Annotated in this window: 13 protein-coding genes; 1 reads left to right on the forward strand and 12 read right to left on the reverse strand. The window is 48.6% G+C overall.

The window, feature by feature from the left end; all coding sequences use genetic code 11:
* Positions 1-197 precede the first annotated feature (197 nt).
* From IPK84_00705 to IPK84_00745, 9 genes are all read right to left on the reverse strand, one after another.
* Positions 198-2615 (reverse strand): hypothetical protein, encoded by a 2418-nt coding sequence (locus tag IPK84_00705; protein QQS15874.1) that lies wholly within the window; start codon positions 2613-2615, stop codon positions 198-200.
* A gap of 148 nt (positions 2616-2763) precedes the next feature.
* The gene (locus IPK84_00710; GenBank protein QQS15875.1) at positions 2764-3450 is read right to left on the reverse strand and encodes a hypothetical protein; all 687 of its coding nucleotides are present in this window, start codon (positions 3448-3450) and stop codon (positions 2764-2766) included.
* Positions 3451-3556: 106 nt separating this feature from the next.
* Positions 3557-6523: a type I restriction endonuclease subunit R gene (locus IPK84_00715; GenBank protein QQS15876.1), complete on the reverse strand. Its 2967-nt coding sequence runs from the start codon at positions 6521-6523 to the stop codon at positions 3557-3559.
* 4 nt (positions 6524-6527) lie between these two features.
* Entirely contained in the window at positions 6528-7208 is a 681-nt protein-coding gene (locus tag IPK84_00720; GenBank protein QQS15877.1) for a trypsin-like peptidase domain-containing protein, read from the reverse strand.
* A gap of 9 nt (positions 7209-7217) precedes the next feature.
* Complete coding sequence (locus IPK84_00725; GenBank protein QQS15878.1) at positions 7218-8465, reverse strand: restriction endonuclease subunit S; 1248 nt, start codon at positions 8463-8465, stop codon at positions 7218-7220.
* 1 nt (position 8466) lies between these two features.
* Complete coding sequence (locus IPK84_00730; GenBank protein ID QQS15879.1) at positions 8467-10455, reverse strand: SAM-dependent DNA methyltransferase; 1989 nt, start codon at positions 10453-10455, stop codon at positions 8467-8469.
* A 3-nt stretch (positions 10456-10458) separates the two neighbouring features.
* Positions 10459-11139, reverse strand: coding sequence for a DNA repair protein RadC (gene radC / locus IPK84_00735; protein QQS15880.1), 681 nt, complete (start codon positions 11137-11139; stop codon positions 10459-10461).
* A gap of 172 nt (positions 11140-11311) precedes the next feature.
* On the reverse strand, positions 11312-12172 hold the full coding sequence (locus tag IPK84_00740; GenBank protein QQS15881.1) for a class I SAM-dependent methyltransferase: 861 nt from the start codon (positions 12170-12172) through the stop codon (positions 11312-11314).
* 161 nt (positions 12173-12333) lie between these two features.
* Positions 12334-13761: a sugar transferase gene (locus tag IPK84_00745; protein ID QQS15882.1), complete on the reverse strand. Its 1428-nt coding sequence runs from the start codon at positions 13759-13761 to the stop codon at positions 12334-12336.
* On the opposite strand from IPK84_00745, the gene IPK84_00750 reads away from it, so the two are divergent.
* Positions 13730-14242, forward strand: coding sequence for a hypothetical protein (locus tag IPK84_00750; GenBank protein ID QQS15883.1), 513 nt, complete (start codon positions 13730-13732; stop codon positions 14240-14242). The genes IPK84_00745 and IPK84_00750 overlap by 32 nt on opposite strands.
* Positions 14243-14376: 134 nt before the next feature.
* Here the strand turns inward: IPK84_00750 and IPK84_00755 are convergent, their stop codons facing one another.
* The 3 genes from IPK84_00755 to IPK84_00765 all read right to left on the reverse strand — a co-directional run bounded on the left by IPK84_00755 (position 14377) and on the right by IPK84_00765 (position 19511).
* A complete protein-coding gene (locus IPK84_00755) occupies positions 14377-16764 on the reverse strand; it encodes a phenylalanine--tRNA ligase subunit beta (protein ID QQS15884.1) in 2388 nt (795 codons plus the stop codon).
* Positions 16765-16770: 6 nt separating this feature from the next.
* Positions 16771-17847, reverse strand: a complete 1077-nt coding sequence (gene pheS, locus IPK84_00760; protein ID QQS15885.1) for a phenylalanine--tRNA ligase subunit alpha — start codon at positions 17845-17847, stop codon at positions 16771-16773.
* Between the two features lie 473 nt (positions 17848-18320).
* The gene (locus tag IPK84_00765; protein ID QQS15886.1) at positions 18321-19511 is read right to left on the reverse strand and encodes a tyrosine--tRNA ligase; all 1191 of its coding nucleotides are present in this window, start codon (positions 19509-19511) and stop codon (positions 18321-18323) included.
* Between the last annotated feature and the right edge of the window lie 2 nt (positions 19512-19513).

The raw sequence follows: 19513 nt of genomic DNA on the forward strand, positions 1-19513 counted from the left end.
ACACGGACTTCCAAAAGATTTCCGAACCACACTATCAAGTCCGACACGAAAGCAGTGGCGCTCCAGCTCGACATCACACCACTCGCTCGAAACGAAAGAAAAATACCCATCCAAACAAAAAACTCCCCCGCCAGACATCCTGTCTGCGGGGGGTAAATACTACAAGCACATATCCGTCGCTGTCACCAACTCACTCATCACTCGGCGAGAGCAGCCGCCTGCTGCTGATAGCCGGACGCCGTACAACCGACATCCCGACATCCGCACTTCCAAACATTGTCTACCAAATGGCAGATATAGGCGAGAATGAGCATAGGCTTCGCCGTTGAGCCCGTATCCACCTGGGGACCTGCGATAGTGAGTCGGGCTCCTCCCTGACAATAGTCCTCCCATAATTCACCAGAAGAACATTCAACGGTAAAGGTCGAATCCACACCCATTTTGCTATTCCGCACATACGCCGTCTTGTACACAAGAACATTCTCATCGCCATCTTTCCCGAGTTCCACATCGAGCCTCTCCGGTTGGTTCGGATAACAGATGGGAGAAATAGTCAGGCGATTCCCTTCATACCAATCAAACGGCGGCGAGTAGTGCTGAACACTCCATACATCCCAGGTGTCCGCCGTAATGAGCGGGCATGAAACCGGAGCACTCGGATCCGAAACCGTATCGATTTCGTCACCATCCGCTGTTTCCGGAATGGTAAACAAAAGCGAAGCGGTCATACCACCCCTATCGGACTGCGTCGTGCGAAAGTCGTAGTCAACTTCCGCCGAGAGCACGTAGTCGCCCGGGACCGTCGGCATGACAAACGAAACTTCTTCCTGCGCTTCGTCGCCTTCGTCTCTCAAGTGTTCCCGCTTGGTTTGGTCAATACCGATCACAATCGGGTCGGGACCGTACTGCGGACCCTGAACCCGCCACTGCGTATTCACCTTGCTCGATGCAAATGGCGTTCCATCGTTCCGAATCTTTACATAGACTGTCACCCCTTCTCCGGGTTTCACAGTGGGATTGGAAAACCATATCTGTGGTATGGAGAGATGCGGATTCTCCGTCAACTCGAAAGGCTGTTCATCCTTCCCGTTGTTTTTCTCATTCGACTCAGACTCCTTGTTGTCAGGATCAATATATGCCCCGAAGTTGAAGTGTCCCGGATAGAGGGACGGGTAATTGTCGCCATGGATATTGACACAGTGCTTTGTCGTTGCCTTGGCAGTCCTTGCTTTGGCAAGATACTTCGCCGGTATCATTTCGGACCCGACCGGGTTCGGATGCTTATCCCCCCATCCGCCTTTCGAGACATAGAAAGTGATCTTTATGTCTTTCAACACATTCTTGTTTCCGGCATTCTTGCTTTCGGCAACAAAGCACACCGTATCCCCCCAACCGATAGTATCCCAGACATGGCCGCTACTACGCTCTGTCCAAAGTTTGGTCACAACCAGATCGGATCGCTTTCCGTCCGCATTAGCTCCAACTGCCGGTGAGAAAACTTCGCCGGTAGGATCCGTTTCGGCATAGGCGCCCCAGTCGATAGCTTTGTCGCCATGCATACCAGGACCATCCGTTAAGACAACCACCTGCCGATTGGTTCCCTGGATTTCATAGACTTCACCGATCCGGTAGACAGTGAGCTGTTGTTGAATCGACGAATCGGCAGCCAAAGCGGTCGGCGTTTGCGCGAGTCCGAACAGTGAATGCCACAGACTCGTCAAAGGACTGATCCACGATGACCACCACGGCGCCTTTTTCACATCGACGATATCGTCCACCTTGACGACACCGCCATTGTTCTCCGCACTTTGCAGTGTAGACTCGATAGCCTGCTCGACTCCCGAGCAAGCCTCGCTCTGACTCACCTCCTGTGTAATCCAGTTGTCACTCTTTAATCCGTCAATGATTTTGAAACGAGCATTTGCCGTATCGCATCGGTTGGACCCCTGGAGAACATAGTCTCCCACATGATGAAAACCCTGTGTACCTTTTGGAATGAGGGTGGCGGGACGGTTATCTTTGAGGAACTTGAAAGGCTCTACCCAACCGCAGTGATCGGATTGGTAGCAACTGTTGCCTCGGTATTCCTTTTCTGGATCTTTTACATCTGGACGAATCCCAATATGTAAATGATCCGCACGAGATCCATCCTTTTGGTAGTATGAATGAACAGTGGCAATTTCCTCGCCCTTCTTCACAATCGTCTTACTCCCGCACCTCCTAGCATCCAGATAGGCTGCATCAGGAGTATCGTGTCCATAGACGGTAAAGAATACCTGCCCCGTATCTGTATAGTGACGGAGAAGTATAACGCCGCCTTTAATTCCAACACCACCATAGTTCTTGGCATCTAAACTATAGTCTTCCACACAACCATCAGCTATTGCAGTGATTGGCGTATAGACTTCGCGACACATATCATCGCCAACATGTCCGTCATACCCAACGGGATCGCCCGAGTATTGAGAGAACTGAGCGCAGTACTCACGGGAACGGAAATCTACGGGAGATGACCATCCGTTCTGGCGATAATCAGGAACGTCAGCGCCAAGAGCGAATGTGAGCCCCGGCATAATGACAAGAAACACAACTGCAAGAAACCTTCTCGGAAACATAGACTATCTCCTTTGCAGAAAGGGTGAAAAGTAATTTCGATAACGCCATCCTGAGATTGTTAAAGAACATTCCTTTGATTCTCTACTTGTCCCCAAATTTTTGGAAACAAGATGGAAAAACAAAGGGTTTCGAATTCCTAATATGCCCCTAGAAGAATCGAAATGTACCTAAAATAGAGGAAAAATAATCTGATTTACCATCAAACAAATAACTTGATCCACAAGTATTTATCTCAATAATATATTTATTATTTGTGAAAAAGGCACTATAGTCACTACAAATCGATGCCCAGCTGATAAAATTCTCACTTTGCCAAGCATTAGAACCGGAGAACAATTTATTAACTCCAAACCTCTCCACATCGGCATCGTGAGTTTTCCCGATCCACCCTTCAAAGTTATTGCTAAATTCTTTCGAGAAATCAAAAACCGACACATTGATAACCCAAGAATCTACAGCGTCTCCTCCGCCGAGAGAAGGATCGGAAATCTTCAATCCTCTCCGGCTATTGAACATATATTCCGTTTTCTGAGGATCCAAGTATACAACATTTCCTTCAGCCCTCACTTGATTCTTCATATTTTCCGGAACAGAATACTCGTCCGACAGTTTGAATTCGAATCCGTATTTTTCATTCCGATATGTCTTCCATGTTGAAGCATCGTCGGATTCTGAAACTGCTACATCCTCCACATTGTCTGTCGACTGAACAGGGTTCTTGTGTTCGCTTTGTGCATACTGTCGATCACGAAGAACACACCATCCTGCCACAGCGGCAGCAATCGAGACCAACGCTACGACACCAAGAATAATCCGCTTGTTTGAGGGCTTCATATGCGTGGAAATAATTTAATGTATATCGGTATTTTTGTCAACAATATATCCGTAAGTGATAACCTATCCATTCTCCAACAAAGCAGGAGGAGCACACAGATTCCATTTACACTTTCTCTTGAACTCGTTCGCGCACGTGCTCAAATATTCGATCGTTTACAAACTTTCGCAATTCAGGATTCTCGTCGAGCTTTTTATAGAGTTCAAAATGACTATTAAGCATACGCACCAATTCATCATTGAAGAGATGGTCGAATTTGATTTTGGCACTGTCTTTGCTATTGGCGCGAATAGTGCCCGACAAATCAGCATTGCCAACTAAACGCTCGCTCAAATCATTCAAAATCACGCGATCGTCCGAATTGAAATTCGTGCCATAACGCTCGTTTATCTCTTTGACAATCTTTGAAAGTGGGTCAATCTCTTCATGCACCTCCCACTTCGAACCGCCGCTCCCCATCGGTTCAATTTCGCCAGATTCATGTGCGAGTTTGATTTGTCGCATGCCTTTGTCCTCGACACGATAGAGCTCCATATCCACCGCTTCAAGCACCTCCTTCGGCAACGCATCTTTTTCCCTTGGCAATTTCTTAATCAAGAACTTGAGGAATATATATAGCTTCTCCAACGCCGGATCTTGAAATGTCACGATCTGCGAGATAAACGCATACTTGCGATTATAATCCGCCGCTTTTGACTTGAAGTCCATTCGTTCCTCAGCAAGCCAGTCTTTCGCACGCTCCACCACCGCATCCATCGCCGCATTGAGCTGATCAGGGGTCGCGCCCATCATGTACATCTCTACAAATCCCTCCATCTCGCAAGTCTCAAACAGTTTGTATCCGAGTACATCGCGTTCAAGATTATATAAGATGTTCGGGTCGGTTGCCTCGGAGAGTATTGTGGTTGTGTAGTACGGTTGGAACGCTTTCTCTATGTCATCTGTTGTGTTCACAAAATCCAACACAAACACTTCTTCTTTGAGCGGTGGATGAATACGGTTCAGTCGCGAGAGTGTCTGTACCGCACTCACGCCGGAAAGCTTCTTGTCGACATACATCGCCATAAGAAGTGGCTGATCAAATCCGGTCTGGAATTTCTCCGCCACGATCAAGAACTTGTATTCATCCTTGTCAAACTCGTCCGCCGTCTGCTTTTCCGGTACACCGTTCATCTGCGCTTCGGTATACTCACGACCATCATCTTTCACCGTACCCGAAAATGCCACCATCGCTTTGTGATCATAGCCTTGCTCCTTGAGGTACTTGTCAAACGCCAGTTTGTACCGAACCGCATGAAGCCGCGACTTAGTAACAACCATCGCTTTTGCCTTGCCGCCATCTTGCTTCGCGATCTTTTCTTCAAAGTGCCGAACCATGATCTCAGTTTTCTTGCCGATCGCATGCTCGTGTCGCTCGACATAGCCCACCAGAAGCCGCTCAGCTTTCTTCTTGTCAAATTCCGGGTCATCCTCAACCTTCTTCAGAAGTCCAAAATACGTTTCGTACGTTGTATAGTTTTTGAGTACATCAAGAATAAAGCGCTCTTCAATCGCTTGCTTCATCGAGTACAGCGAGAACGGGTAAAATTTCCCATCCACCAGACTCTGCACGCCAAAGAGCTCCAGTGTCTTCTGTTTCGGGGTGGCGGTAAACGCAAAGAAGCTTACGTTCGGCGCCTTCACCTTGCGCGCCTTCATGCGCTCGACGAGACGATCCTCGACCGTCTTGAACGCCTTTTCTCGATTCTCTTGCTCACGCTCAGCATCTTCAAGCGTCAGCACCTCGCGCAAATCAGCGGCCGACTCTCCCGACTGCGAGGAGTGCGCTTCGTCAACGATCACCGCAAAGCGACTGCCCTCGGTTGCATCAATAGACTCGACGATCACCGGAAACTTCCGCAACGTACTCGTGATGATACGCGTACCCTTCTCAAGTGCCTCACGAAGCTCAATAGAACTCTCCACATGCTTCACAACACCTTTTACCTGAGAAAAACTCTCGACCGTTTCGGAAAGTTGTCGATCAAGCACACGCCGGTCAGTAACCACTACCACGCCATCGAATACTTTTGTATCATACTCATCGTGCAACTCCGACAAACGATGTGCCGCCCATGCGATCGTATTGCTCTTCCCCGATCCCGCACTGTGCTGAATAAGATAGTTGCACCCCGGACCATTCTTCCGCGCATCTGCGATCAATCGCCGCACGGTATCAAGCTGGTGATAACGCGGAAAGATGAGTCTATTTTCTTTTGTCTTTTTACCATTCGGCAATTCCTTTTCCTCCCACACATCCTGTATAAAACGCGATACAAGATCAAGCACGCTCGACTTGCTCCACACATCCTCCCATAGGTAATGCGTCTTGTATTTCTTATCAGCAGGAGGATTGCCTGCGCTCTCTTTGTATCCTTTGTTAAACGGCAAGAAATATGTCTTGAGTCCCGAGAGCTTGGTGCTCATGAGTATCTGTTCGGCATCAACCGCAAAGTGCGTGAGGCAACGCTTGAATGACAAAAGTTTCTCTTTCGGATCGCGATCGGCCTGATATTGTCGCACGGCATTCAAAACATTTTGCCCCGTGAACTGATTCTTAAGCTCGGTAGTAAAGAGTGGCAATCCGTTCAAAAACAGCACCATGTCAATCGAGCTCTCATTCTGCTCACTGTATTTGAGCTGGCGCACCACGCTCAAAATATTCGCATCAAAATCTTTCTGCGCATCCGGGTTCATGCTCGTCTGCGGCTCGGCATACATAAGCCTGACCGTCACTCCGCGATCTTTCACTCCCTCTCGAAGCACTTTCAAAAGCCCTTGACTCGCAATCTCTTCATCCACCCGCTCCAAAAATCGCTCTTGCACATCGGCACCATACTGCCCCTCAAGCACCTGCCACTCATCCGACTGCGTAGTTCGCACGAACTCCAGCAAAAGTCCGGCATCCATCGCAAGCCGTTTATCATAATGCTCGCGCGGGCTACGAATACGATACCCATGCTTCTCCACGAGCTCATGCTCAATGAATTCTTCAAATCCTATTTCTTTGGTGTTTGTTCGTAAATCGGACATAGTACTATGATTTATCAAGCTCCGTTAACTCATTGATATGCTTCCAATGTATACTTCGAAAGATACTTGCTGGACCTACTTCAAGAGAAGGCGAATGCGACACCACTCCTACGACCTTTTGAAAGTTCTTTCTCATCACGATTGGGGCACCACTATATCCTCCCACAATCGGACCCGATATCTGAATTGTTTTAAAACCCGCTCCTTCGTCGTTCACATCATTACCTATTACACCTTCTGCATACGAAGGTGAATGTTTTTCATTGAGCAATTGTGTACCAAACGGAAATCCCGCGTAAGCAATCTTTTCACCAACATCAAGATGTTCGGAACATATCTCGAGACCCTCCAAAACCTCGTGTTCGAGCAACTTAACGTCATCATCATCGTTTGGTTCGATATTAAGAATCGCGAGATCATGCTTATAATCCAAAACACTAACAGTCGCTTTCCGATACGGTTTCAAATTTCCCCCAACAACAAGAATGCCTGTAATTTCAATTGGCTGGTTCAGAAGGTTTTCGACCACATGGGCGCACGTAATAAAGGATCCATTATCGATCCAGAAACCCGTGCCATTAACCTCAAGGCGTGGCGAGTCAAACCCTTTTGCTACAGGATTAAATTTTGGTTTGAGAATACCGACCGTACGAACCGCAGACAATAATTTTTGATTTGTAGACATATTTGTGATTTACACCCTCACCTTCCCCGTCACCACATGCGAGATGAGGGCGGATTTGAATTCTTGTAATAGGGTTGTCGACTTTTCGACATTGGTCATGATCTGATCAATGAGCATCAGTCTTTCTAAGAGATGGCTTACAATTTCTTGTTGCACATCAATAGAGGGGAGTTTCAGTTGGTAGTTCCGTACAAACTTGTCCGAAACTCGTTTTTGTCCTGCCGATCCGCGCATCTCAATTTCACCATGCTTTCGAAAGTTATCAGCATAGACAATGTAATATAAGTATTCTGGCAGAATTGACTCATCAGACCGAAGTACCAAGAACTCTGTTGTGCCAAAACCAAACCCACCATTCAAACCTCTTATCACGGCAGCTTTTCCATTTTCATAGCACGGCGTAATTTTTGCCAAGACCACATCTCCATCTTTGAAATACGTGAAGCCGTCTTTTACGTCACCGTACTTACGCTCCTGCGACGTCACCACACCAGTTTCTGAAACTGCTTCCATTGGAAGAAAAGCAACGATGTTATTTGGATCGAGTTTTGGTACTTCCCGCTTACTTGGATTCACCAATACATGATGTCTTAGTCGAATCGTCTCACCATCCACACTTGTCACCGCGCGGTTGATGATGGCGGCGCGTTTTTCGCGCAGAAGCTCGATCTGCTTCTTTTTCTTCTCAATGATCGCGTCGACGAGCGCCGTCTTTTCGTCGAGGTATGCGGCAATCTTTTCTCGATCTACTGTCGAGGGTACAGGTATGATAATGCGCTTCATTTCATTTGAACGTGTTGTCCAAAGGTCATCGACAATGCCACGTCCCCATCGATAGAACTCATCACCAAAAATTGCGCTTCGTATGAGGTAGTGAAAGTAGCGCGATGTTTCTTCACCACTTCGAGCCTTAAGTACGTGATATACCAAGGATACCGATCCATCATATTCTGACAACCCGGCAGCACCACGCCTGTCCGATCTACCATTTATTGCAATGTCACCTTTCTTCACTCGCTTTCGACTACTTCCTTCTGCATTAGATTTTGCGGCATTCTCAATTTGCGGTACCACGCCGCCGTACGTCACAGAGAGTGCTTCATAGTCCTCATCACTTACCTTATCGTTACGAAAATCAAACTGCGAGTACAGCTTTTTAGCGTCCCACTCAGCAGGCATCTCACCAACCCACTCCGCACCCGAGTTTTTATACTTGGGATAGCGATCGTATTTTTTTGTCAGCTTCAGCGTTGGCATACTACAACTCCTTCAGAAGATCCAGAAGTTCATTCTCCACCTCTTCGATATCCTTCTCGATCGCTTCAAGCTCGCGCGGCGGTTCGTATTTGTAGAAGTAGCGCGTGAACGGTATCTCGTAGCCGACCTTGCCGACTTCGTTGTCCTTGTGATCACGGACTGATTCGTTGATCCATGCATCGGGCACATAGGGTCTCACCTCTTTCTCAAAATACTCATAGATATCTTGATCGAGCGGCACATTCTCGTGATCGCGCAAGTCGCTGTCTGGCTCGGGGTCGCCGTGCGTGTCTGTGCAGATGTCTGCCGAGTCGCTTCGCTCTGAGAGCGTGTTGAGCACTGCCTTTTTTAGTGGCGTGCCGAGCTTTTTTGGTTTCAGGTATGACTCGAACACTTCGAGGAACTGCTCGCGATTGGTATAGAGCTCTTTGTATGGGAACGCTTTGAGATACTCAATGAGCGCGGTTTGCTCTGTAGCTTTGAGTTTTTCGAATACCTTTTCGGTCTTGAGCCTTTCAAGTCGTTCGTCGCTCACCTGGAAGTCGAGCCGCAGCGGTCGCTCGATGGTGATCTGGCGGTACCCGAAGTCGGTCGTATTGAATATCTTGCTGTATTCTCCATCTTCAAATGCTTCATAGAGATCATGCACACGCTCGCGTGCTTTTTCATCGATATCGTTACGCTTGTTGCCCAAGCTCTTGCGACGCTTGGTGAAGAATGTACGTGCGTCTATGAGTTGTACTTTGCCTTTGCGTTCGTCACTCTTCCTGTTGGAGATAAACCACAGATATGTGTTGATGCCGGTGTTGTAGAAAAGCTGGTCAGGCAGCGCCACGATCGTCTCAAGCAGGTCTTTCTCAAGAAGCCAGCGACGGATCTCACTCTCACCACTGCCCGCGTCGCCCGTAAAGAGCGGTGAGCCATTGTGAACAATGCCGATGCGGGAACCGCCGTCTTTGATCGGTTTCATTTTAGACACAAGATGCTGCAAGAACAGAAGTTGCCCGTCGGAAATGCGCGGTGTCCCCGCACCAAATCTCCCCGCATACCCGCGCCGCGCTTCGCGATCGACCGCTTCTTTATCCTTCTTCCAATCAACACCATAGGGCGGATTTGAGAGACCGTAATCAAAGACCTCACCATAGAACTGGTCGTTTGATAAAGTACTTGCCTGTGCATGATTCTTCTCACCACCGCGAATATAATCGGGATTCTCGCCCTTTATCAGCATGTCCGACTTTGCCATCGCATACGTAACCGAATTAAGCTCTTGACCGTAGAGATAGACATCGGCTTTCGAATTAATTTCTTTACGGATATGGTCTTTGGCCACCGTAAGCATACCGCCCGTACCGCAGGCCGGATCATACACCTTGAAGATGCGGTGCGGCTTTTTGAGGAGAGTTTTGTCAGGACTGAGAAGAATGTCGACCATCAGATCGATCACATCGCGCGGCGTAAAATGCTCTCCGGCGGTCTCATTCGACATTTCCGAGAACTTCTGCAAGAGGTGTTCGAAGATGATGCCCATCGTGTGGTTATCAACCTCGCTCGGATGCAGACTCACCTTGTTGATCTCTTGGAGCACAAGGAACAAGAGCCCGCCGCCTTCGAGCCGATCAAGCTGTTTCTTGAAGTCAAACTTTTCAATGATGTCTTGGATGTTTTCGCTGTAGCCATTGAGGTAGTGCTTGAAGTTTTTCGCAATACTGTGTGGGTCTTCCAAGAGTTTCTTGAAGTCGTACGGTGAGGTGTTGTAGAACGCGACACCAGAAGCATGCTTGAGTATCTGATCAAGGTCTTTGAGCTTGCCATGGTACTGATTATAGCTGTCGAGCACTTTCGCTTTCGTGTCGGCAAGAATCGAGTCGAGACGCTTTAAGACCACGAGCGGCAAGATCACATCTTGATATTCGTGTTGCTTCCACCCGCCACGGAGGATATCCGCAACACTCCAAATCATGGCCGCTTTTTGACTAAAGTTTTCCATAATTCAATCATGTAAAACTGGAAACAAACCTTGCTGTTTCATGCCGACATACTCTTTTCTCGATACAATGACATGATCATCAAGTGAAATACCCAGCAGCCGAGCGGCATTTGCAAGCTTTTTGGTAAGCGTGATATCTGCCGAAGATGGTCGAGTATCTCCTGACGGATGGTTATGCGCTACAATCACTGAAGCTGCATGAAGCGTCAGTGCCGGCTCGAATACTTCACGAGGATGGACAATATTTGCGTCCAAGGTACCAACTGAAATAAGCTTACGTTCAATGAGTCGCAATTGCGTATCCAAATAAAACGCAACAAAGTGTTCTTTCGCGGATGCATAGAAATCGTTACACATATTCCACACATCTTTCACTGAAAGAATCTCTTGACTATCTTGTGATTGCAGTCGCTTGCTCAGTGCAAAAAGCGCAACCACTTGAAGTTGCTTCACCGCACCAAGACCGCGAATACTTTTCAGATCATCCGGCACTACCCGTGCGCCACCGAGACCAGCAACGCGCTTGAGTATCACTCGCGAAAGTGCCAGCACATTCATGCCTTTGGTGCCCGACCCAAGAATGATCGCTAAAAGTTCCTCACTCGCAAGTTTGTCCGGTCCATATTTTACAAGTCTTTCCCGCGGTCTATCAATCTCTGGCATGTCTTGCATATTCTTTTTCATTCTCTTATCATAAACCGCTCTTACCCTTAAATCAAGCAAAAAACCACAGAAATTGTTACAAAAACAGCGCCCAAAGCGCCATCAACTCATCATGAAAAATCGTACCGAATGCCGTTCTGGGGAAAGTTCTGCCTCAACTCTTTCATCAGGCACCGCCGCCGATCCGCATACTTCACTTCTCCCACCGGGCGGAAGAACCGCACGGGAGGATAAGAGAATCTCTTTTTGTTGCAAGGCCGAGTTCGAATGACGAGCAGGAGCCAGCACACTTCTTTCCAACAGTCAGTGCAAGCATATTCTCTATCACTTGCGGAGAGAGTCCGGTCGTATAGGAATTGACGAGCACAAAGATCGGATTCTGCGACAAGATGCTTGCCGACTGCTCAAGGAGAGAGAAGAGCTGCTCCTCGATTTTCCATATCTCTCCTTTGGGACCGCGTCCAAATGAAGGCGGATCCATGATAATCGCATCATACTGATGTCCGCGTCGCGCTTCCCGCTCAACAAATTTCAGAGCATCGTCGGGAATAAAGCGAACTGGCACATTGACAAGTCCACTCAGCTCAAGATTCTCCTTCGCGCGCGTCACCATACCCTTCGAGGCATCCACATGACAAACTTCCGCGCCGGCGGCTGCCGCCGCAACCGTCGCGCCGCCGGTGTAGGCAAAGAGATTGAGAACGCGAATCGGCCTCGATGCCGATCGGATTTTCTCAGCCATCCAGTCCCAATTCACTGACTGCTCCGGGAATAAACCCGTATGCTTGAATCCCATGAGCTCGATACGAAAAACAAGCGAACGATATCGCATCGTCCATGTCTTCGGAATATCTTGGACAATATCCCACGCGCCACCGCCGTCACGACTCCGACGATACCGGGCGTGAGGCGCTTCCCACTCTTTTCCGTTTCCTTTCGGCCATATCGCCTGCGGATCCGGACGTCGCAAAATAAACTCCCCCCAACGTTCCAGCTTCTCTCCGTCTCCGGCATCGATCAATTCGTAGTCATTCCAATCAGTGGCAATACGCATACGTCAAACAGAAAGAATAGAACCGCAGATCTCCAACAATATCATGAGAGCACAGGAAAAAAGAAAACAAAGCGTTTCCGGTAAAAATTCTTTTTTGCGGCTTTCGTACGAAGTGTAAGACAAGCAAAAAAGAATTTTTACCGGAAAGGCGCCTAACATGCTCACACATTTCTTCGCCGTCGCAAGAGCACGCGGAGCGTTTTGAGGCAAATAGAAATATCGAGCCACAGCGACCAGTTCTCGATATAGAAAATATCGAGTTTATACTCGCCTTCGAACGAAAGGTCGGAACGGCCCGATACTTGTGCCATACCGGTCACGCCTGGCTTGATCGTCAGGAGACGGCGGTGATACTCTTTATATTTCTCCACCTCGCGCGCCTGATGCGGTCGCGGTCCGACCAGACTCATAGACCCCAAGAACGCGTTAAAGAATTGTGGCAACTCATCAATTGAGAAACGCTCGATAAATGATCCGACCTTCGTTTTCCGCGGATCATCCTTGATTTTGTAGAGCACATCATCGCGCACATTCCGCTCGGCGATAAGCTGCTGTTCATAAGCAAGCGCGTGTTCGAAGTCGGGATTCTCCTTCGTAATACAGTACTTCCATCGTATATAGCGGAATTTGTAGACGAAAAATTCCTTCCCATCTTCGCCGATGCGTTTGTTTCGGTAAATCACCGGACCATCCGGATCTTCCAACTTGATAAGAATCGCCACTACAAGCATGAGCGGTGAGAAGAGCACGATGAGCAGTGCCGAGGCGATAATATCAAACGCACGTTTCAAGATTTTTCCCCACCCATCGAGCGGCGTATGCTCCGCTTCAATAAATGGTTCCCCCTCAAACATTCGAATAGAGAACCGCGATGTCTGAAGTGTTGTCGGAATATATTTGTAGACGATATTGTTCACCTGGCAATAGTCGAGCAGTTTTGTCTGTTCTTCATCGGGCACGGACGGATCGCACACAATAATTTCATCAACACCCCGCGTTTTCCGGATTTCTTTGATCTCGCGAATACTTGCCGAACCGATTGTCGCCGAAAGACGATATCCAAGCCACGGCTTCTCAATAAAAGTTTTTGAGAGACGTTCCAAGACGCCATTCCTCCCCACAAGCACAATTCGATGCACGCCAATGCCCCGATGTATCAACAACCACTGCTGCACCGAATGGATCAAAAATCGACCGATAACAACAAAAAGAACCGAGAGCGTCCACGCAAGCAATATAATAAAGCGTGACGAAAACCATTCGCGCTTCAAGAAAACCGCAATAATTAAAACAACGAGCGCAAGCGACGTCGCAGAGAACACCTTATACGCTTCCTGCCAGAACTTCCGCGTCGTGCGAATATCGTAGAGTCCCTCGAATGCGTAAATAAGTAGAAAAAACGGAGCTGTGAGAAGTGTAATCGTGAAATATTCGTCGAATGAAAATATGCCGCCAATGCGGCCAAGGTCAAAAAACATGCGCGTCTCCGGAAGATCGCGAATCATAAATGCCGAAAGCGCCGCACAAACTATCATGCAGTAATCCATCGGCACGCGAATGGCACTGAAGAAAAGTTCCGATCGCTTCATAAAAGATACGAAGATAAGAGCCAAGGAATATATCAAGACGGGCGATAAGCCGGATTCTGTCTTTATCTTTCCAAGAAAAATAAATGGCAATCATTTCTCTTGTTGTTGCGTTGCCGCAACAATCCTTGCGGCACACCACGCTCTCTCCACAAAGGACAGAGAGCTTGGTACGGCCTTGCACGCCAGTAAGGATTTAGCCGTTTCACCCTCCCGATTATATCGAGAGGCTCCATTTCGAATGTCGCCACTCGAAATGCCTCGATCAGTTTCCCGTTTCGAGCGTCTCTGTTCGCACCTCTCTCGCGCCGAAACGCGAGCGACGGGCGTTACCCGCTACCATTTTCTGACGCAGCTATCAGCACTCAGCTCCCAATATCCGACCGATTGCCGGAAGCTGATTCCTGATCGCCGCGTCAGCACGTGTCCGGACTTTCCTCCCTTCCCACCGAGGTGGGATCGGGCAATTGCCTGCCCGCCTTGATATATCCCCTCTTGTCAAAGACCAATTTCCACCAAACAATACTACTACAAAATACAAGAAATGTCAATGTTTACCCACAAGCGGATACTCGATAAATTGGCTCATAAAAGCCACGTTCCGAGAATGTTTCCCCGCTACGATACACGGAGAGTCCCTCCGATATGTGTCTCAATAGCCCGGACAATACCCGCAAAGACAACGTCGGCCTCCTCGCCAGTCAGTGCCCTGTCCTCTCGTCCCATGCGAATATGGAAAGCAAGACTTCGCCCCTCATCGGGACTCATATAGCGGTCGAACAACTCAGCATCCAATACCAATCCCTGACCGGAAGAAACGATACAATCCCGTACCTCAGCGACAGTAGTGCGCGAAGGAACAAAACAGGAAAGATCGCGCAACGTTTCCGGCTGCTTTCGGATCGGAGCAAAGATGCCTTCTCCCGGAATCGCCGAAAGCAATGCTCGCGTATCGAATTCGAAAGCAGCAACTCTCCCCGATATACCCATCCCCTTGAGAGGCGCCGGGTGCACCTCGCCCAAGGTACCAATACGCTCTCCACGGGCGGAAAATATATCCGCCGTACGGACGGGATGCCACAAAGACAAGGCGGTATTCTGATACGGGCGCACAGAATAAACAACTCGCAGCGAATCCAAGAGATGGGCCATTTCTGACATCAGTAAGACAAAAGGAGACGCCTCACCACCACGCTTCGACGAGACTCGAGCCACCCCGGACACCAACCTGGTTTCCACAACAGATTCTCCAGACCGCTCATACACCTTTCCAAGTTCGAACATTCTGATATCGTGAAAACGCCGGCCATTGAAAGCAATATTCTTCAAAAGCCCCGGCAAAAGACTCTTTCGAACCAAAGTCTGATCCGGATTCATCGGATTGGCAAGAGAAAGGTGGGCATCTTTCTCGAAATGCAGCCGACTGGCATCCGATTCGCTATAGAAAGAATAGTTATATGATTCCGTGAATCCATTTGCCGAGAGGAAATCCCGAAGAGAGGCTTCGTGAGCACGGATCGGGTCATCAGAAGGAGAACCCAGTAAAAAGCTCGGCGCTACGCTCTCAATACGATCATAGCCGATACCTTTCCCAATCTCTTCGGCAATGTCCGCAACCGATTCAACATCAATCCGATAGGGTGGCGGCGTAGCGGATACCGTCTTCTCCTCAAGAGATACTTCAAACCCTCGCAATTCCAAGATTGACTTCATTTCTTTCACCGAGACGTCCGTACCCAAAAGAGATGTCACTGCCCGCGAAGAAAATTCGATAGATTTCGGCAGAGCAAAAGCACTGCGTTCCTCAGAAACGGAGACTACCTCACCGCCCGCAATATGTGATACCACCTCCAAGAGTCGCACCAATGCTCGCTCAGCAAGATCAGGAGAAAGACCTTTCTCGAATCGAGCCGAGGCGTCGCTCTCAATACCAAGCCGCGTCCGCGTCCGCCGGATAGAGACCGGATCAAAATGAGCCGCTTCAAAGAACACGTGCTTCGTCTTCGATGTCACTCCGGATGCGACACCACCCATAATGCCCCCTAAAGCAAGTGCTCGTTCGCTATCGGCAATGACAATATCTTCCGCGTCAAGCAAGTGCGACTTCCCATCCAAGAGCACAAGAGTCTCCCCGGGATTTGCAAGGCGCGGACCGATCTTCTTCTGTTCTGATCCGGCAATAGCATCCCAATCGAATGCATGGAGCGGCTGCCCCAACTCAAGCATGATAAGATTGGTCGCATCAACAATGTTATTGATAGATCGCATTCCAAAGACGCTCAACCGGTCAACAAGCCACTTGGGCGATACATCAACGGTGACATTCCGGACGAGCGCCCCGATATACCGATCACTTTTCCCCTTCGCTTCAAGTGAAATGGAGAAGAAAGATGAAAGCATATCCTCCGACTTCGGCAAAAGGAGTCCATCGTAATCATAATCCATCTTCCGATGTTCTAGTGCGGCAATCTCCCGCGAAAGCCCCACGTGTGACAAGCAGTCATGTGCTCGATCCGGCAGCACCTTCACATCAAGCACCGAGTCCGCAGTTGCCAAAAAGTCCGCAACTCCAGTACCTGCCTCCGCCTCTTCAGGCAAAACAAGAATACCTTCGTGATTCTCTCCAAGACCCAACTCCTTCTGGGAACAAATCATGCCGTCGGAAACAACGCCGCGAATATCCGTTTGTTTGATAAACACATCTCCGGGAAGCGATGCTCCCGGCAGAGCTACCGCCACCTTCTGGTTCAGTGCAAGATTCGGCGCACCGCACACAATTGTTTTCTCATTTCCTTCGCCAAGATTCACGCGCGCCACACGCAAGCGATCCGCATTCGGGTGTTGTTCAACCGAAAGTACTGTTCCAACAACGATATCCGGCAGCGAAAAACCCACCGGAACCACTTCTTCCACCTCAAATGCGCGCATCGTCAAAAAAGCCGCGAGCTCCTCGGGAGTTTTCTCTGTTCCGGAAAGTTCTTTGAGCCAACGATAGCTGAATTTCATATGATACTAGAACTGGTTGAGAAATCGAAGATCACCACTCTGAAAAAGGCGAACATCGGGAATCTTATATTGCATCATAGCAAGACGTTCCAAACCGAATCCCCACGCATATCCTTGATACCGATCCCGATCATATCCCGCCGACACAAAAACATTTTGATTTACCATACCAGCCCCACCAAGCTCAAGCCAACCAGCACCTCGGCATGACGAACATCCCGTACCACCGCAAGCAAGACAGGAAATATCGAATTCAAACCCTGGTTCAACAAAAGGAAAATAACTGGGACGGAGCCGAACATGAACAACTTTCCCAAAGAACCGCGAGAAAAAAAATTCTGCCATATACTTAAGATTCCCAACGTTCGCCGACTTCTCAACAGCAAGCATCTCAAACTGATGAAATGTGTGTTCATGCGTCGAATCCGTTGCTTCAGCCCGAAAACATCTCCCCGGAACAATAACTCGAAACGGCGGGGTATGCGTTTCCATGTATCTGGCCTGAATCGCGGATGTTTGAGATCGAAGCGCTAGTCGGTCATTTTTTTTCTTTTCAACTCCCTGCTCCCTGTTTATTTTTCCTTGCTCATTGATTCCTGATTTTAGCCAGAATGTATCTTGCATATCTCTCGCCGGGTGGTGCGCCGGCATGTTCAAAGCATCAAAGTTATAAAACTCTGTCTCGACTTCAGGACCGTCAGCAATATCAAACCCGAGCGACCGAAAAATCTTATAAATCTCCCGTTCCACCTGCGTTAGAATATGAAGATGTCCGACCGGAAGCACGTCTCCCGGATCCGTCACATCGATCCATTCCTTCTCCGCATCGAAGCTCGCCGATTCCAATCGTGCTGTCGCCGCTTCACACGCTTCGACAATCTCTCGCTTTGCCACATTGGCACGACCTCCCAGCTCGCGCCGTTCCTCCGGCGAAAGCGTCGAAAGACTCTTCAAAAACTGCGTGAGCGCACTCTTCCGCCCCAAGAATTCCACCTGGCTCTCTCGCAGCATATCCAAACTCTCCACCCTCTCAAACGCCGAGACCGCCAGCCGTTTCAGCTCATCCAAAGTATCTGTATTCATACCCCTCATTGTATCCACACCCCTCTCCGCTGTCAAAAAGAAACGATCACCTCATATATACTTGTTCTAAGGAGGTGACCGTTGAATGTAAAGACTATGATGAAGACCTCTTCTTTCTTCCTCCGGATAACTTCTTATCCTTCCGATTTTTTCGACCATTCCTCCTATTGGCATGCAGTTTATGCGCTCGCGTGCCCTCTTTATAGGTGGTAATAGTGCGATTCGGAGCCACAACAACGGTGATATAAATTCCATTTATGACAACCGTTACTCTTTGTGGCTGAGCAAATCTTACTTTCAAAAGAATTCTCTGCACCTTCTGAAGTAGCTGAGCTCTTACTTCTTCAGGAATACGTCTTACTAACTTCCCACAGAAATGAACGCTGAAATGAGAAGACATTTTGAATATACCTCCAATCAGAGTAAGAAGAATACTTCGCGAGAAATATGAAAATGTAAAGAAAAGAACTGGATCAGAAAACTACTCGGGCAAAATCTTTCTTGCCACACCTTACTATCAATGATTTACCAAAATTTGTCAAGATGAAATCACGATCGGTGATTTTATTTCCATCCACCTCAACACCGCCCTGTTCGATCTTGCGCCGGGCATCGCCCCGACTCGTTGCAAATCCTTCTTGTGCCAGAAAATCAAGCAGACTCATATCGCCAGTCAATTTCACCTCATGAATGTCATCCGGAATTTCCCGTTTCGAAAAAGTAGAGACAAAATGATTCTCAGCTTCACGCGCCGCCTCACTGTCATAATACAGCTTCACGATTTCGAAACCGAGCCGGAGTTTCGTATCACGGGGATTATTTTCCCGCAAAAGAGCGCTGATTTCTTCCATTGGCACGCGCGTGCAGTGCACAAAATAGCTCTCGATGAGTTCGTCGGGAATGCTCATGACCTTCCCGAGCATATCTTTCGATTCATCGGTCAGATTGATCGTATTCCCCCAGCTCGAACTCATCTTTCGTCCATCGGTACCGAGAATAAGATTGGTTGTGAGAATATCCTGCGGGGATTTCCCCATACGCTCCTGGAGTCGCCGCCCGGCAAGCAAATTAAACCGTTGATCCGTACCGCCAATTTCCACATCTGCGGAAACCTCAAAACTATCATGCCCCTGCATCAGCGGATAAAGCATCTCGCGAAGCGAGACGCGCTTTCCGGCATCGAGGCGTTTCCGGATGTTATCACGAGCAATAAACTCAGCCACCGAAAAAGCATCCGCCTCTTTCCCGATTTCGGAAAAACCCAGTCGAGAGAGCCACGTCGAATTGGCATGAATCTCCACGCGCGACATATCGAGGATCTTTCCCGCCTGCTCCGCATAGGTCGCCATATTGGCATGCACATCATCTTCAGAGAGCATCGGGCGCTCCGATTCCTTGTCGCTTGTATCACCGATCTGCCCGGTAAAATCGCCAACAATAAAGACAATCGTATGGCCCAGTTTCTGAAAATCCCGAAGTTTGAGAAGTGATACCGAACGCCCAAGATGAATATTCGGACTCGTCGGGTCAATACCGAGCTTCACCCGCAACTTTTCCCCGGAGAGAAGGCGCAACTTCAAATGCTCCCAGTCGATCACCTCTGCCACACCGCGCGAAAGCAACTCGTCTATTTGTTTTTCAAGCTTCTGTTTTTCTGAATCCATAA

Source organism: Candidatus Moraniibacteriota bacterium (assembly GCA_016699875.1).
Classification (GTDB): Bacteria; Patescibacteriota; Minisyncoccia; order Moranbacterales; family UBA1568.

What these genes read in the sequence shown, in the direction of transcription:
- IPK84_00705 (QQS15874.1), bottom strand. Translation starts at nt 2,615, where the DNA reads ATGTTTCCGAGAAGGTTTCTTGCAGTTGTGTTTCTTGTCATTATGCCG.
- IPK84_00710 (QQS15875.1), bottom strand. Translation starts at nt 3,450, where the DNA reads ATGAAGCCCTCAAACAAGCGGATTATTCTTGGTGTCGTAGCGTTGGTC.
- IPK84_00715 (QQS15876.1), bottom strand. Translation starts at nt 6,523, where the DNA reads ATGTCCGATTTACGAACAAACACCAAAGAAATAGGATTTGAAGAATTC.
- IPK84_00720 (QQS15877.1), bottom strand. Translation starts at nt 7,208, where the DNA reads ATGTCTACAAATCAAAAATTATTGTCTGCGGTTCGTACGGTCGGTATT.
- IPK84_00725 (QQS15878.1), bottom strand. Translation starts at nt 8,465, where the DNA reads ATGCCAACGCTGAAGCTGACAAAAAAATACGATCGCTATCCCAAGTAT.
- IPK84_00730 (QQS15879.1), bottom strand. Translation starts at nt 10,455, where the DNA reads ATGGAAAACTTTAGTCAAAAAGCGGCCATGATTTGGAGTGTTGCGGAT.
- radC (QQS15880.1), bottom strand. Translation starts at nt 11,139, where the DNA reads ATGAAAAAGAATATGCAAGACATGCCAGAGATTGATAGACCGCGGGAA.
- IPK84_00740 (QQS15881.1), bottom strand. Translation starts at nt 12,172, where the DNA reads ATGCGTATTGCCACTGATTGGAATGACTACGAATTGATCGATGCCGGA.
- IPK84_00750 (QQS15883.1), top strand. Translation starts at nt 13,730, where the DNA reads ATGGCACTGAAGAAAAGTTCCGATCGCTTCATAAAAGATACGAAGATA.
- IPK84_00745 (QQS15882.1), bottom strand. Translation starts at nt 13,761, where the DNA reads ATGAAGCGATCGGAACTTTTCTTCAGTGCCATTCGCGTGCCGATGGAT.
- IPK84_00755 (QQS15884.1), bottom strand. Translation starts at nt 16,764, where the DNA reads ATGAAATTCAGCTATCGTTGGCTCAAAGAACTTTCCGGAACAGAGAAA.
- pheS (QQS15885.1), bottom strand. Translation starts at nt 17,847, where the DNA reads ATGAATACAGATACTTTGGATGAGCTGAAACGGCTGGCGGTCTCGGCG.
- IPK84_00765 (QQS15886.1), bottom strand. Translation starts at nt 19,511, where the DNA reads ATGGATTCAGAAAAACAGAAGCTTGAAAAACAAATAGACGAGTTGCTT.